Raw genomic sequence first — 14,119 nt, forward strand, 5'->3', positions numbered from 1 at the left:
ACATGGCTACAGCCTCTCAGAACATTAAAAAACTTTCAGAAAATTAATACTTAAAGTGTTAATTTTTCAATTTTAATAATGATATTTTAAATATTTATTAAGTATTGTAAAAAATTAATTAGGTAATTAAATTGTAATTCATTTTATTTGGCAAAAATTAACCCTTAGTCGATTAGAAAGTGTCAATGAAATCCTATTCAATTCAAGAAATTAATGAAGTAATTAATGGCGTAATTTACGGCACAACTTCGCAAAGCATTACCGCAACAGAGCAATTAGAAAAAGCTACGACTTCAGAAATTTCTTTTATAGGAAATAAAAAGTACGAAAAATATTGGTCAACTTCGAATGCTTCGATTGCTGTAGTAAATGAGGATATTTCAATTGAACCTGGAGAAAATCGTGCTTTTATTAAAGTGAAAAATGCCGATTTGGCTATGTCGCAAATACTCGCGCTTTTTGCCCCGCCTACCCCTATTTTTCACAACAACATTCATAAAACGGCAACTATAGACGAAACAGCTATAATTGGCGAAGGCGTTAAAATTGGAGCAGGATGTTATGTTGGTCCAAATGTTGAAATTGGCAACAATGCAACAATCTATCCTAATGTTACTATTTTGGACGAATGTACAATTGGAAAAAACACTATCATATGGTCTGGAACAGTAATTCGTGAACGATGCCATATTGGAAGCGATTGTATTATTCATCCAAACGCAACTATTGGAGCTGATGGATTCGGATTTCGTCCTTGTACCGAAAAAGGTTTGGTTAAGATTCCACAAATTGGAAACGTAATCATTGGTAACGGTGTTGAAATTGGAGCAAATTCTTGTGTAGACCGCGGAAAATTCAGTTCGACGGTTTTAGGAGATGGCTGCAAAATTGATAATTTAGTTCAAATTGGACATAATAGTAAATTGGGCAAATTTTGCATCATGGCCGGAAATAGCGGTTTAGCTGGTTCTGTTACTTTAGGAAACGGAGTTATTATTGGAGGAAGTGCTTCAATAAAAGATCATACAACAATTGGAGATGGAGCAATCGTTGGTGCCGGATCTGGTGTTATTGGCGATGTCCCTGCAGGAAAAACAATGCTTGGATATCCTGCCGTAGAAGCGCGTGATGCATTAAAACAATGGGCAACACTAAAAAGACTAGCGTGCACTATTAAAAAATAATCTACTTTATATTGCTATAAAAAACATCCGCTACGGCGGATGTTTTTGTTTTATAAAGCTTCACACTCAAAGCCAATTACTTTCATTAAAAAAACTACCTTTTCAATAATATCGTCTTTACATTCAAACCTTAGAATATTGTCACAGTCTTCGAGATCAAAATTCCACTTTGAATTTGGAAACAACTGGTTTAATTTTGGTGTTACTTTTTTAACTTTAGAAATACTGTCTACATTTGTTTTGAATACAAAAATCATGTTTTCTAATTTTTAATTTTACTTAAAATTTTGGAATCAATGTAAAAAGTGCCAAATGGAATTACGCAAGCTAAAAGGACTTTCCAAGTTGTAGTTGCAAATTTCCAATTCTGCTCAACTCCAACACTTATTGTATTAAATATAAAAAGCAAAAACAAAGCCCCGTGAATAGTTCCTACAGGTCTGGTCAAAAATGGCATTTCAAAAATATATTTCATTGGCATTGCTATAAAAAGTAAAATCAAAAGTGAAGTTCCTTCAAGAAATCCAATGATTCTTAAACGTCCAGTATTTGTTTGAAATAAATTCTTCATAATTATCTAAAATAAGGTCGGTTAGCAAGGGGTGAGAATGGCCACGGAATAGCAACGAAAATGATTATTAAAGCGATAGAAAACCAAATAAACATGGTTTTGAACTTCTGTTCGTTGGAAAGTTTCCTTTTGGCTAAAGCCGAACCAATTGTGATAAATATTACGGCAACTAGCATCAATACGATATGAATTATTCCAAAGAAAGAAGCATCCAAATTTTGAAATTCTTCTTTATAATTTCTCCAGAAATATTTAACAATCGGACTCTGAAGGTAAACCAATATTCCAAAAAGAAGCTGAATATGAGCAATTGTAGCCGTCCAATGACGAAATAAATTAGCTTTCTTGGTAAACGGAAGTTTTTGAGAATAACCTTTGTAAGCAATAAAAATAGAATATAATAAGCTTACCAATACGAGCCATCGCATAAAAGAATGGCCTACTAAAAGTATTTGATACATTGTTTTTTGATTTAGACAATGCAAATATATTCAAAAACATACCAAGTAGTATGTTTTTGAATAATAATTTTATTTCAACCCATTCAAATAACTCTTAAGTTCTTTTAAATAAACTAGATAAGATGAATTATCATTTTGAAGTTTTCCGAAATTTCGAATTCCCCAATAGCCCGATAAGATAAAAAATGCGACTTGTTCTCCCACAACTTCCGCACGAATCAAACCAGTTTCTTTTCCTTTTTCAATAGATTTTATTATTGTTGCTTTCCATAAATCAACCAATTCAGCCAAAGCTTCACTAAATTTTGTATTCCAAGGCGTCATTTCCTGTGTAAGATTACCAACTGGACAGCCGTATTTTACTTGTAGAAAAGGATCTTCAAGCAACAAATAGGAAATCATATTATAAAAATCTTCAATCGGATTTTGAGAGGCTTCTGTTGGCTGTATAAAATGCTCCTGCATAGTTGGCTTTAGAATTTCTTCAATAATAGCAACACCCATTTCATCTTTTGTTTTAAAATGGTAATAAAAAGCCCCTTTGGTAACTTGTGTAGTTGCAATGATTTCATCAATACTCGTGGTTTGATAGCCTTTGGTATAAATCAATTCGAATGCTTTATGAAGAATATTTAGTCGTGTATTTGCAGCTTTTGACATAAAAAATACTAATTAGTATGAAAAGGCAAATTAAAGAAAAATAATTGGTTTATAATTTTTTAACACATAGAAACATAGATTCAGAATCCGTAAAAAGGCGTTTCACTTGTTGCAACAAACATAGTTCGGTTCGCTATGTGCTAGAAACTAGTTTCTTTTTATCACTTCTTCATAATTAGAATACTATATTTCTATGTGTTTAAATAAAAACAGAAACTAACTTCATTACAAAGCAATCGGTTTATTTCAATCGATTTTGTAAATTAGCCAACACTATTTTATAAAATCAATACTATATCATGGATTTAAACTTCAATAAAAACGAAGATCACAATAAACTGCTCCTTTCTGAATTAAAACAAAAATTTGCCAAAGTAAAATTAGGCGGAGGCGAAAAAAGAATCGAAAAACTGCATTCTGAAGGTAAAATGACAGCTCGTGAAAGAATTGCTTATTTATTAGATGAAAATGCCAAAAGTATTGAAATTGGAGGTTTTGCTGGAGAAGGAATGTATCCTGAACACGGCGGATGCCCTTCTGGTGGAGTTGTCGTAAAAATTGGTTACATCAGAGGAAAACAATGTATTGTCGTTGCCAATGATGCGACTGTAAAAGCAGGAGCTTGGTTCCCGATAACTGGAAAGAAAAACCTTCGCGCGCAAGAAATTGCTATGGAAAATAGATTGCCAATCATTTATCTGGTAGACAGTGCGGGAGTTTATCTTCCAATGCAGGATGAAATTTTTCCAGACAAAGAACATTTTGGTCGCATTTTCAGAAATAACGCTCAAATGAGCAGCATGGGAATTACCCAAATTGCTGCCGTTATGGGAAGCTGTGTTGCCGGCGGTGCTTATCTGCCAATTATGAGTGACGAAGCTCTTATTGTAGATAAAACAGGCAGTATTTTCCTTGCCGGAAGTTATTTAGTAAAAGCTGCAATTGGCGAAACTATTGACAATGAAACTTTAGGTGGTGCAACAACGCACTGTGAAATTTCAGGTGTTACCGATTACAAAGCCAAAGACGATAAGGACGCTTTAGATAAAATCAAAAATATAGTGGATAAAATTGGAGATTTTGACAAAGCCGGTTTTAGCCGAATCAAATCTGAAAAACCAGCTTTGGAACCCAATGAGATTTATGGAATTCTTCCAAAAGCCAGAACCGAGCAGTATGATATGATGGAAATCATTAAACGTTTAGTCGATAATTCAGAATTTGAAGCTTACAAAGACGGTTACGGGCAATCTCTGATTACAGGTTATGCTAGAATTGATGGCTGGGCGGTAGGAATAGTTGCCAATCAGAGAAAAGTCGTAAAAACAAAAAAAGGCGAAATGCAATTTGGTGGTGTTATCTATTCTGATAGCGCCGATAAAGCAACTCGTTTTATTGCCAATTGCAATCAAAAGAAAATTCCTTTGGTCTTTTTACAAGATGTAACTGGATTTATGGTTGGTTCTAAATCGGAACATGGTGGCATTATTAAAGATGGTGCTAAAATGGTAAATGCGGTAAGTAATTCTGTTGTTCCTAAATTTACTGTTATTGTCGGAAATTCTTATGGCGCAGGAAATTATGCGATGTGCGGAAAAGCATATGACCCAAGATTAATTTTTGCATGGCCAAGTGCGGAATTAGCCGTTATGGGTGGCACTCAAGCAGCTAAAGTATTAGCGCAAATTGAGGCTTCTTCGCTTAAAGCAAAAGGAGAATTAGTCAATGAAGAAAAAGAAACCGAACTTTTCAATAAAATAAAAGCACGTTATGACGAGCAGACTTCGCCTTACTACGCGGTATCAAGATTGTGGACAGATGCTATTATTGATCCATTAGAAACCAGAACTTGGATCTCATTAGGAATTGAAGCTGCTAACCACGCTCCTATTCTAAAACCTTTTAATTTGGGAGTTATTCAGGTTTAGCAATTTAGGAATTCTCAATAATAAGTTAAATAAAAGGTAGAAAACTTATTTTCAAGCTGTTAAAAATAGACATATCATTAAAAATTAGTAACTTAGCATATAATTTTTAATCACACAGCATCATGGAAAATGTAAAAAGTTTGAATAAATGGGCAAATTCGCACACTTATTTACCAGTGGATTTAGTACGTATTGTTTTGGGTGGATTTTTATTTATGAAAGGAGTTTCATTTGTCACCAATATTCAATACCTGCATGATTTAATTTCGCCAATTGATAAGTTTGGAGGAGGTATGTTTATGCTGCATTACATTGCTCCAGCTCATATGATTGGTGGTATAATGATTATTTTTGGACTATTAACCCGTTGGGCAATTGCAGCTCAATTACCCATTTTATTTGGTGCGGTCCTTATAAATTTCATGGGAAAAATGCACTCTGAAAGTTTAATTTTAGCATTAATGGTTTTATTTGTCTGCATATTCTTCCTGTTTTACGGAAGTGGCAAACATTCTGCAGATTACTATTTTAAAATGCAACAATAATCTTCTAAATCCTCAGTTTTTTTTTAAAGAAAGTACTGAGGATTTTTTTTGACTGTTAATTAATTCTATAAAATTTCATTAATTGTGTTTTATGACTTAAATTCGCCGACATGAATTGGATTCGTAAAACCGTTATATTTATTGCACTTTTACTTGCAGGTTTGTTTGCTTATCAAGCAGACACATCTTCTGTGCACATAACTGAAACGCAAAAAACGGATTCTAACTTCTGTAAAGAGACTGGAGATTCGTCTGCATTTATTCAACCACAAGGGAATTATCAATTTGCAGCGAATATCAAAACAAATCCTATTGGCATAATCAAATGTTTTGATTCTCTTTTACCGCTTATTCCACAGCATCAAACTGTTACAATTACTACAGCATATACTAAACTTTTTACGACTCAAAGTAAAAAGGTTTTAGTCATACTCTATGCATTCCATTTTTTCTGGTAAATAAATATTTGATTTCGTCTGAAGATTGATCTTCAAAAACAACTAAACGCTTTTCTATCTGAAAACCGCTTTGTATATCATTTATTTATTTCATTAAAAACATTATGGAAACTACAACCACAATAATGGGAATTGTGATTTTAATTATTGTTGCTATCCCAGTATATTTTTCTGCACGTTCATCGGCAGCAAATAAATCAAGGATTCTAAACATCAAAAAGAGATTTAATCCAACTAATCCCGAAAACTTTGATTTGACTGAATCGATTAATAATAAAACATTAACGATTGATCATAATAACAACAAATTCATTCTTATGAATTTCAATCCGAATCAACAAGAATCAATATATGTCGATTTGAATACCGTTGCTTCATGCAAATTAATTCCGACAACAGATGCGCATTCTGATACCATTATTAAAATTGATTTTGAGTTTCAAGAGAAAGATTCATCTAAAAAGATAACAATTCCATTCTATGATTTTGACGACGACCGCATCAAACAGATAAGTGTTTACCAAGATCATCAGTTTGCAAAAAAATGGCTTAAAATCATCCAAGATTCTATTTCACGTTAGTTATTTAATTCACTTAAGAGACTCATTTTTGGGTCTCTTTTTTTTTTATCATTAATATGATATTTGTCATTTTATCTCGGTCGTTGAAGTTTTAATTTTGATGTACACTAAATCCGTCATTATGAAAATCTCTTTGACACAAAAGTATAACGTACCAGGGCCAAGATATACTAGCTATCCGACCGTTCCTTACTGGAATGAAGCTAATTTCACAACTGAGAAATGGATCTCTTCTTTACAAAAATCATTTTCTGAAAGCAATTCTAAGAACGGAATTAGTTTATACATTCATCTCCCTTTCTGCGAAAGCATGTGTACTTTCTGCGGTTGCAATAAACGCATTACCAAAAATCATTCTGTTGAAGAAACCTATATTAAAGCTCTTTTAAAAGAATGGCATTTATACTGCAGAATACTTCCAGAAAAACCCGTCATTAAAGAAATACATTTAGGAGGAGGAACTCCAACTTTCTTTTCTAAAGAAAATTTAGAATTACTAATCAATGGAATTTTCAGCTACGCTATAAGAGCAAAAAATCACGAATTTAGTTTTGAGGGACATCCTAATAATACTACTCACGAACAATTAAAAAAATTATATGATTTAGGCTTTCGTCGAGTGAGTTTTGGTGTCCAAGATTATTCTGCTACTGTTCAGAAAGCTATTAATAGAATTCAGCCTTTTCATAATGTTGCTAAAGTGACTTTTTGGGCAAAAGAAATTGGCTATACTTCTATAGGACACGATATTATTTTTGGTCTTCCATTTCAAACAATCGAAGATGTTATTGATACGGTTGAAAAAACAAATTCACTAAAGCCAGACCGATTAGCGTTTTACAGTTACGCACATGTGCCTTGGATAAAAGGAAACGGACAACGTGGATTTAATGACGAAAACCTACCAAAAGATGCTGAAAAAAGACAACTTTATGAAACTGGAAAAAAACTTCTTTCTCAAAATGGTTACCATGAAATAGGAATGGATCATTTTGCTTTAGAAACAGATAGTTTATTTAAAGCGGCTCACAATGGTAATTTACATCGAAATTTCATGGGATATAGTGCTTCTAAAACGCAAGTTATGATTGGTTTGGGAGTTTCTTCAATTAGCGATAGCTGGTATAGTTTTGCCCAAAACACTAAAAACCTGGAAGATTATTACCAATTATTAGAATGGGATAAACTGCCTGTTGTAAAAGGTCATATTTTAAACGATGAAGACCTCATTATTAGAAAGCATATTTTAAATTTAACCTGTGAATTAAAAACTTCGTGGACAAAAGATTCTTTAAATTTTAATGAACTTCCTGAAGTTTTATTTGCTTTAAAAGAAATAGAAAATGACGGTTTAATTTTTATTGAAAATGATAAAATAAAAATCACAGAAGAAGGAAGGCCATTTGTACGCAATATTTGTATGGCTTTTGATTTGCATCTAAAAAGAAAGTCACCGGAAACAAACTTGTTTTCGATGACGGTATAAAATTAAATTAAGAGATATTTTAATGACAGTTTGGAGTCTGCTGTACAAATAAACTCATATTTGAAGGAGAGATATAAGGAATTCCTAACCCTAAACCTCTTAGAATAAACAAAACTCCAATAATAACTGCAACATACGGAATTGCCTTTTGGATTTTATTTCTGAAAGGCAATTTTAGTAATGAATTTACATAAACTACAATTGTCATCAAAGGTATTGTTCCTATTCCGAATAAAATCATATATAAAACGCCAAAACCAGCGCTCTGCATAGCAATTGCACCAAACAGCGCTACGTAAACCATTCCGCACGGTAAAAATCCGTTTAGTAAACCAATTGTAAAAAGAGATTTATAACTCTTGTTTTTAAACTGGCTTCCTAAATTTGATTTGATTTTTGATATTATTTTATAAACTGGTTTTGAAAAATTATAATTAGCGAATTTCTTCTCCGGAATCAAAACCACAATAATCATGATTATACCAACTATTATTGACATTTTCTGCTGTAATCCGGCAAGAAAAAAACCTCTTCCTAAAAGTCCAAAAATTAGCCCTATTGAAGCATACGCCGTTAAACGACCGAAATGATACGTCATGATCTGCGTTACCTTTTTAGCTTCATTCTGTCTGTCTACAGGAAGCATCATAGCAATTGGTCCGCACATACCAACGCAATGCAAACTGCTAATTAAACCTAGAAAAAAAGCTGAGAATAACATTTTTTTTAGTTTACGTAAATCACTTCTTTGGTTAAATATTTTTTGCCTTCATACTGCCATTCCATATTTACATCCCATCGCCCTTTTATTAATTTTTTCTGTGGAATAGTTATAGAAGAGTTTGTTAAAGCAATTTTGGTATTAAAATCAAATTTTTTATTTGATGGTCTGTACAACAAAATATTACCTTGTACTTTATCACTTTCAAATCCTACAGGAAAAGTAACAGCCACACCGTTATTCTCTGTATATTTTATTGAAGGCTTATGCTGTAAATCATGTGCATTCTGAATTCTAGCCATTTCTTCCTGAAAATGCGTGTCGTGTTTGTAATATTCTTCGACAACCAAATCGTTATCATATTTAGAATTTGATTGTACTTCAAAAACAAAATATAAAATAAACGTCATAAACAATCCAAATGCAATGACAATTCCGGTACCCCAAGTAATTTTCATATTTCTAATTTTTTAATTAAAACTGCGTGGTCCTAAGAAATTTGTTGCTGTAGTTTCTATAAGTTCAGAACCATTATAAACTCCTATTTTTACTTTCGTTTTATCACTTTCTAATAAAACTTCATTTATTTCTATAAACAATGTTCCTTGAGAAATTCCTTCTTTAGCAACTTTAAAATGCTGTTTTCCAACATTTTTAATTTCGCCTTTTTGATCAATTAACTCAAAATGAATATCGTTATAATCTTTCATCGTTTTGTTTACAATTTTATAAGTGTAAACATTACTGATTTTATCTCCATTATGCTGAAATAATTGTCCTGGCAAACGTAAAACAACTGCTTGAACATCAGTTCTTAAAAATAGCATTCCAACAAAAACACTTAATAAGATAAAGAGAACTGCTGTATACCCTTTCATTCTTGCCGTAAACTTAAAAGGCTCTTTTTTGACAATTTCGTCTTCAGAAGCATAACGAATAAGACCTTTTGGCAATCCGACAGATTCCATGATATGATCGCATTCATCTATACAAGCGGTACAGTTGGTACATTCCAATTGCGTTCCGTTTCTTATGTCAATTCCCATTGGACAAACATGAACGCATTGAAGACAATCAATACAATCTCCTTTTCCTGTTAGTGCTCTGTCTTCTTTTTTATTAAATTTTGCACGCCCTTCTTCTTTTTCTCCACGCACAAAATCATAAGCCACATTAATCGATTTATTATCCAGAAGAACTCCTTGCAATCTTCCGTAGGGACAGGCGATTATACAAACCTGTTCGCGAAACCAAACAAAAACGAAGTAAAAAACACCTGTAAAAATAAGAAGTGCAATAAAATTACTTGCCTGTTGAATTGGACCTTGTTCCATCATTAAAAACAATTTGTCACTTCCAACTAAATAAGCCAAAAACACATTTGCGATAAGGAAAGAAATTAAAAAGAAAATAGTCCATTTTGTGAGTCTTTTTCTAATTTTTTCTGCATTCCATTCTTGTCTTGCTAAACGAGATTGCGCGCCACGGTCTCCATCTATCCAGTATTCAATACGACGAAAAACCAACTCCAGAAAAATAGTCTGCGGACAAATCCATCCACAAAAAATTCTTCCAAAAACAACCGTAAACAAGAGAATAAATACAACGCCAATTAGCATTGAAATCACAAAAAGATAAAAGTCCTGAGGCCAAAAAGGGAATCCGAAAATATTAAAACGACGTTCGATTATATTGAACATCATAAATTGGTTCCCATTTACCTTTATAAAAGGATTTACAAATAAAATCCCCAGTAATACATAACTGACAATTTTTCTATAATCGTAAAATTTACCAGACGGTTTTTTAGGGAAAATAAATTTCCGTTTACCACCTTCATCAATAGTTCCAATGGTATCTCTAAACGCTTCGTCTGGTAAATTTGACATGATATTTGTATTCTAATTATTTTTTAACTTGTGTGGTATCTGTTTTCGGCGCAACGGCAGTTGCGTCATTGATTGGAGCACTTTCATCTACCCAAACCTCACCTTCTGCCTCTTTTGGATCTTTTGGATTACTTCCTTGCAACGATAAAATGTAACTCGCAACTTTCTGAATTTCTTTTGGTTTTAAGGTTCCTTTCCAAGAAATCATTCCTTTACCATCTCTACCTCCATTTGTAATGGTGTGGAATAAATTTTTAATTCCACCTCCCAAAATCCAACGATCGTCTGTTAAGTTTGGTCCAATTTGTCCTCCAGCGTCCGCTCTGTGACAAGCTGCACAATTTGTAGTGAAAATTTCTTTTCCTGCAGCCAAACTTGGTTCATCTGTAAGTAAAACAACTGTTTTTTCATCCATTAAATCTGGAGCAGTTTTCATATATTCTTCAACATCAATTTTAGCTTGAGCCATTTCTTTTTTTAGCTCCATCTCCTGATTATCAGCTCCTAAAACATCATAACGAACTACATAGATAACTCCAAAAATGATACAGATATAGAATAAATACACCCACCATGGCGGTAAATTATTATCAAGCTCTTTAATTCCGTCATAATCGTGATCCATTAAAAGCTCACCTTCTTTTTCAATTGGTGATGTCTTGGTTAATTTCTGCATTAGCTCTTTAAACCAAGTGCTTTCTTTGAAACTCAGACTTTCTTCATATTCTTTTTTTGCTTTTTCTTCTGGTGTCAGTAATTGATACAGGACTCGATTTACAGCGCTAAGTGTAATCTCAATGGCAATTAAAATGAATAAAAAAGCAAGCAGAAAAACTGAAATCATTGGATATTTTACAAACGCGGGTTTATCTCCTGAGTCTACAAAATACTCCATCAAACCAAATACGATGAAAAATATCAATGGTACTCTAACATATACTGGGAAAAACTTTTTCATTTTTTATCTATCTTTTGTAATTACACTAAGTCCTTCATCTAAAGGAATATTACTCATTTCCTGAATTTTATCTTTTCTATAAGAGAATACCCAAATGCCCAATCCTACAAAGAAGAAGAAGAAAATCAAGAGAGAAATAATCGGGTATAATTCTACACCCGATATTGTTTCCATATTGTGTTTTATTTGTTCGAACATAATGCTGTTATTTAGTTTCTTTTACTTTTATATCAGTACCAAGTCTTTGAATGTAAGCAATCAAAGCAACAATCTCTCTTTCATTCATTGGAATGAATTTCTCTCCTTTTGCTAAGGCTTTTTTCTTGCTGTCTTCATAACTTTTTACAAAGTCAGGATCGCTTTCTAAACTTTTTTCGATTTTAACTGCTTGTTCTCTTAAAGTACGTTGCGCATTTGCAACATCTTCTGGAGAATATGGAACTCCTAAAGAAATCATGGCCTGCATTTTTTTCTGTGTTAATGAAATGTCCATTGGTTCATTATCAAATAACCATTTGTAGCCTGGCATAATTGATCCAGCAGATGTACTTTGCGGATTCCACATGTGGTTAAAGTGCCAATTATCATTGTACTTTCCACCAACTCTCAACAAATCTGGACCTGTACGTTTTGATCCCCATAAGAATGGATGATCGTAAACAAACTCTCCAGCTTTAGACTGCACTCCGTAACGTTCTACCTCACTTCTGAATGGACGAACTGACTGAGAGTGACATCCTACACAACCTTCTCTAATGTATAAATCACGTCCTTCTAATTCTAAAGGTGTATAAGGTTTAACACTTGAAATTGTCGGAATATTTGATTTCACCATAATGGTTGGTACAATTTGAATAATACCACCAATTAAAATTGCAATTGTTGCTAAAATGGTTAACTGAATAGGTTTTCTTTCTAACCAAGAGTGGAATTTCTCCCCTCTTACTCTTCCGCTGCTAATTCTTTGCAACGCTGGAGCTTGAGCTAATTCGTCCTCAACTGGTGAACCTTGTCTTACTGTCATTATAATGTTGTAAACCAATGTCAGCATACCAATTAAGTATAAACTACCACCGATAGCTCTCATCCAATACATTGGCATAATTGCTGTGACTGTTTCAAGGAAGTTTCCGTAAGTTAAAGTTCCGTCTGGATTAAATTGTTTCCACATAGAAGCTTGTTGAAAACCTGCTACATATAATGGAATTGTATAAACGATAATACCTAGAGTCCCTATCCAGAAATGGAAGTTTGCCAATTTCTTAGAGAACAAGTCCGTTTTTGTCATTCTTGGAATCAACCAATAGATAATAGCAAACGACATAAAACCATTCCAAGCTAAAGCTCCAACGTGTACGTGAGCTACGATCCAGTCCGTATAGTGCGCAATAGCATTTACATTTTTAAGAGAAAGCATTGGCCCTTCAAACGTTGCCATTCCATAACCTGTAATTGCTACTACAAAGAATTTTAAAACTGGTTCTTCACGAACTTTATCCCAAGCTCCTCTAAGCGTTAAAAGTCCATTAATCATACCTCCCCAAGATGGAGCAATTAACATTACTGAGAATGCAACTCCTAAATTCTGTGCCCAGTTTGGCAAAGCTGAATATAATAAATGATGAGGTCCAGCCCAGATATATATAAAGATTAAAGACCAAAAGTGGATAATTGACAATCTATAAGAGTAAACTGGTCTGTTTGCTATTTTAGGAACAAAATAATACATTAATCCTAAAAAAGGAGTTGTCAAAAAGAATGCTACCGCGTTGTGTCCGTACCACCATTGTACTAATGCATCTTGAACTCCTGCATAAACTGAATAACTTTTTAAAGCTGAAACCGGAATTTCTATATTATTAAAAATATGTAGTACAGCAACTGTTACAAAGGTTGCTAGATAAAACCAGATTGCTACATACAAGTGACGCTCTCTTCTTCTCAGCATCGTACCAATCATATTGATTCCCATTACGACCCAAATTAAAGCAATTGCAATATCAATTGGCCACTCTAATTCTGCATATTCTTTAGAAGAAGTATAACCTAAAGGAAGTGTAATTGCGGCAGCGACAATAATTAACTGCCATCCCCAAAAATGAACATTACTTAAAAAATCACTAAACATTCTGGCTTTTAGCAATCTTTGCAGCGAATAATACATACCTGCAAAAAAGGCATTACCTACAAAGGCAAAAATTACTGCATTGGTATGTAACGGTCTCAATCTGCCGTAACTAAGCCATGAAATCCCATCTGTCATGTTGGGAAAAAGGTACATTACCGCTAAGGTAAGCCCCACTAACATACCCACAACTCCAAAGAGTATTGTGGCGTAAATGAATTTTTTTACAATTTTGTTGTCGTAATAAAACTGTTCCATTTCCATAATTATACTTGTTTTTTTTCTTCGATTGGTGAATTATTATTTTGAGAAATAATTTTGGTCTCATCGTCAAAAAGAATTCTGACTGAAGGTGTATAATCGTCGTCGTACTGGCCAGATTTGACAGCAATAATGAAAGCAATAAAGAAACAAATTGCTACGAAAATACTTACTGAAATTAAAAGATAAATAACACTCATACCGTAAATTTATGTTAACAAAATTACTAGGTGATTGGCGTTTAAAACATGATAATTATCATAGTCAGAAAGAATAATAAAATATCTTTTC

General features: G+C 33.2%; 17 protein-coding genes. 6 read left to right on the plus strand and 11 right to left on the minus strand.

Features of this window, described 5'->3' with window-relative positions:
* The first annotated feature begins 185 nt into the window (after nt 1-185).
* A complete protein-coding gene (lpxD, locus tag LL966_RS07940; protein ID WP_229352200.1) occupies nt 186-1,184 on the plus strand; it encodes a UDP-3-O-(3-hydroxymyristoyl)glucosamine N-acyltransferase in 999 nt (332 codons plus the stop codon).
* A gap of 50 nt (nt 1,185-1,234) precedes the next feature.
* Here lpxD and LL966_RS07945 read toward each other — a convergent pair whose 3' ends face one another.
* The 4 genes from LL966_RS07945 to LL966_RS07960 all read right to left on the minus strand — a co-directional run bounded on the left by LL966_RS07945 (nt 1,235) and on the right by LL966_RS07960 (nt 2,876).
* Entirely contained in the window at nt 1,235-1,441 is a 207-nt protein-coding gene (locus tag LL966_RS07945; protein ID WP_229352203.1) for a hypothetical protein, read from the minus strand.
* 5 nt (nt 1,442-1,446) lie between these two features.
* A complete protein-coding gene (locus LL966_RS07950; RefSeq protein ID WP_229352205.1) occupies nt 1,447-1,755 on the minus strand; it encodes a DUF3817 domain-containing protein in 309 nt (102 codons plus the stop codon).
* 2 nt (nt 1,756-1,757) lie between these two features.
* On the minus strand, nt 1,758-2,216 hold the full coding sequence (locus LL966_RS07955; RefSeq protein ID WP_229352207.1) for a hypothetical protein: 459 nt from the start codon (nt 2,214-2,216) through the stop codon (nt 1,758-1,760).
* Between the two features lie 69 nt (nt 2,217-2,285).
* The gene (locus LL966_RS07960) at nt 2,286-2,876 is read right to left on the minus strand and encodes a TetR/AcrR family transcriptional regulator (RefSeq protein WP_229352209.1); all 591 of its coding nucleotides are present in this window, start codon (nt 2,874-2,876) and stop codon (nt 2,286-2,288) included.
* A gap of 299 nt (nt 2,877-3,175) precedes the next feature.
* Here LL966_RS07960 and LL966_RS07965 point away from each other — a divergent pair, with 299 nt between their 5' ends.
* From LL966_RS07965 to hemN, 5 genes are all read left to right on the plus strand, one after another.
* Nucleotides 3,176-4,804: an acyl-CoA carboxylase subunit beta gene (locus tag LL966_RS07965; protein ID WP_229352211.1), complete on the plus strand. Its 1,629-nt coding sequence runs from the start codon at nt 3,176-3,178 to the stop codon at nt 4,802-4,804.
* A 122-nt stretch (nt 4,805-4,926) separates the two neighbouring features.
* Nucleotides 4,927-5,349: a DoxX family protein gene (locus LL966_RS07970; protein WP_229352213.1), complete on the plus strand. Its 423-nt coding sequence runs from the start codon at nt 4,927-4,929 to the stop codon at nt 5,347-5,349.
* A gap of 110 nt (nt 5,350-5,459) precedes the next feature.
* Nucleotides 5,460-5,807: a hypothetical protein gene (locus LL966_RS07975; protein ID WP_229352214.1), complete on the plus strand. Its 348-nt coding sequence runs from the start codon at nt 5,460-5,462 to the stop codon at nt 5,805-5,807.
* 104 nt (nt 5,808-5,911) lie between these two features.
* Entirely contained in the window at nt 5,912-6,388 is a 477-nt protein-coding gene (locus LL966_RS07980) for a hypothetical protein (protein WP_229352220.1), read from the plus strand.
* A gap of 121 nt (nt 6,389-6,509) precedes the next feature.
* A complete protein-coding gene (gene hemN, locus LL966_RS07985; RefSeq protein WP_229352222.1) occupies nt 6,510-7,874 on the plus strand; it encodes an oxygen-independent coproporphyrinogen III oxidase in 1,365 nt (454 codons plus the stop codon).
* A 19-nt stretch (nt 7,875-7,893) separates the two neighbouring features.
* Here hemN and LL966_RS07990 read toward each other — a convergent pair whose 3' ends face one another.
* From LL966_RS07990 to ccoS, 7 genes are read right to left on the minus strand one after another with little or no spacing between them, the layout of a single operon-like run.
* Complete coding sequence (locus tag LL966_RS07990; RefSeq protein ID WP_229352224.1) at nt 7,894-8,595, minus strand: sulfite exporter TauE/SafE family protein; 702 nt, start codon at nt 8,593-8,595, stop codon at nt 7,894-7,896.
* 5 nt (nt 8,596-8,600) lie between these two features.
* Nucleotides 8,601-9,053 (minus strand): FixH family protein, encoded by a 453-nt coding sequence (locus LL966_RS07995; protein ID WP_229352226.1) that lies wholly within the window; start codon nt 9,051-9,053, stop codon nt 8,601-8,603.
* A 12-nt stretch (nt 9,054-9,065) separates the two neighbouring features.
* On the minus strand, nt 9,066-10,484 hold the full coding sequence (gene ccoG / locus LL966_RS08000) for a cytochrome c oxidase accessory protein CcoG (RefSeq protein ID WP_229352235.1): 1,419 nt from the start codon (nt 10,482-10,484) through the stop codon (nt 9,066-9,068).
* Nucleotides 10,485-10,500: 16 nt separating this feature from the next.
* Entirely contained in the window at nt 10,501-11,442 is a 942-nt protein-coding gene (locus LL966_RS08005) for a cbb3-type cytochrome c oxidase N-terminal domain-containing protein (RefSeq protein ID WP_229352236.1), read from the minus strand.
* A 3-nt stretch (nt 11,443-11,445) separates the two neighbouring features.
* Nucleotides 11,446-11,640, minus strand: a complete 195-nt coding sequence (locus LL966_RS08010) for a CcoQ/FixQ family Cbb3-type cytochrome c oxidase assembly chaperone (protein ID WP_229352239.1) — start codon at nt 11,638-11,640, stop codon at nt 11,446-11,448.
* A gap of 7 nt (nt 11,641-11,647) precedes the next feature.
* Nucleotides 11,648-13,831 (minus strand): cytochrome-c oxidase, cbb3-type subunit I, encoded by a 2,184-nt coding sequence (gene ccoN / locus LL966_RS08015; RefSeq protein ID WP_229352243.1) that lies wholly within the window; start codon nt 13,829-13,831, stop codon nt 11,648-11,650.
* 2 nt (nt 13,832-13,833) lie between these two features.
* Entirely contained in the window at nt 13,834-14,028 is a 195-nt protein-coding gene (gene ccoS / locus LL966_RS08020; protein WP_229352247.1) for a cbb3-type cytochrome oxidase assembly protein CcoS, read from the minus strand.
* Between the last annotated feature and the right edge of the window lie 91 nt (nt 14,029-14,119).

The organism is Flavobacterium chungbukense, assembly GCF_020805785.1.
In the GTDB taxonomy this organism is placed as follows: Bacteria; Bacteroidota; Bacteroidia; order Flavobacteriales; family Flavobacteriaceae; genus Flavobacterium; species Flavobacterium chungbukense.

What these genes read in the sequence shown, in the direction of transcription:
- lpxD (WP_229352200.1), top strand. Translation starts at nt 186, where the DNA reads ATGAAATCCTATTCAATTCAAGAAATTAATGAAGTAATTAATGGCGTA.
- LL966_RS07945 (WP_229352203.1), bottom strand. Translation starts at nt 1,441, where the DNA reads ATGATTTTTGTATTCAAAACAAATGTAGACAGTATTTCTAAAGTTAAA.
- LL966_RS07950 (WP_229352205.1), bottom strand. Translation starts at nt 1,755, where the DNA reads ATGAAGAATTTATTTCAAACAAATACTGGACGTTTAAGAATCATTGGA.
- LL966_RS07955 (WP_229352207.1), bottom strand. Translation starts at nt 2,216, where the DNA reads ATGTATCAAATACTTTTAGTAGGCCATTCTTTTATGCGATGGCTCGTA.
- LL966_RS07960 (WP_229352209.1), bottom strand. Translation starts at nt 2,876, where the DNA reads ATGTCAAAAGCTGCAAATACACGACTAAATATTCTTCATAAAGCATTC.
- LL966_RS07965 (WP_229352211.1), top strand. Translation starts at nt 3,176, where the DNA reads ATGGATTTAAACTTCAATAAAAACGAAGATCACAATAAACTGCTCCTT.
- LL966_RS07970 (WP_229352213.1), top strand. Translation starts at nt 4,927, where the DNA reads ATGGAAAATGTAAAAAGTTTGAATAAATGGGCAAATTCGCACACTTAT.
- LL966_RS07975 (WP_229352214.1), top strand. Translation starts at nt 5,460, where the DNA reads ATGAATTGGATTCGTAAAACCGTTATATTTATTGCACTTTTACTTGCA.
- LL966_RS07980 (WP_229352220.1), top strand. Translation starts at nt 5,912, where the DNA reads ATGGAAACTACAACCACAATAATGGGAATTGTGATTTTAATTATTGTT.
- hemN (WP_229352222.1), top strand. Translation starts at nt 6,510, where the DNA reads ATGAAAATCTCTTTGACACAAAAGTATAACGTACCAGGGCCAAGATAT.
- LL966_RS07990 (WP_229352224.1), bottom strand. Translation starts at nt 8,595, where the DNA reads ATGTTATTCTCAGCTTTTTTTCTAGGTTTAATTAGCAGTTTGCATTGC.
- LL966_RS07995 (WP_229352226.1), bottom strand. Translation starts at nt 9,053, where the DNA reads ATGAAAATTACTTGGGGTACCGGAATTGTCATTGCATTTGGATTGTTT.
- ccoG (WP_229352235.1), bottom strand. Translation starts at nt 10,484, where the DNA reads ATGTCAAATTTACCAGACGAAGCGTTTAGAGATACCATTGGAACTATT.
- LL966_RS08005 (WP_229352236.1), bottom strand. Translation starts at nt 11,442, where the DNA reads ATGAAAAAGTTTTTCCCAGTATATGTTAGAGTACCATTGATATTTTTC.
- LL966_RS08010 (WP_229352239.1), bottom strand. Translation starts at nt 11,640, where the DNA reads ATGTTCGAACAAATAAAACACAATATGGAAACAATATCGGGTGTAGAA.
- ccoN (WP_229352243.1), bottom strand. Translation starts at nt 13,831, where the DNA reads ATGGAAATGGAACAGTTTTATTACGACAACAAAATTGTAAAAAAATTC.
- ccoS (WP_229352247.1), bottom strand. Translation starts at nt 14,028, where the DNA reads ATGAGTGTTATTTATCTTTTAATTTCAGTAAGTATTTTCGTAGCAATT.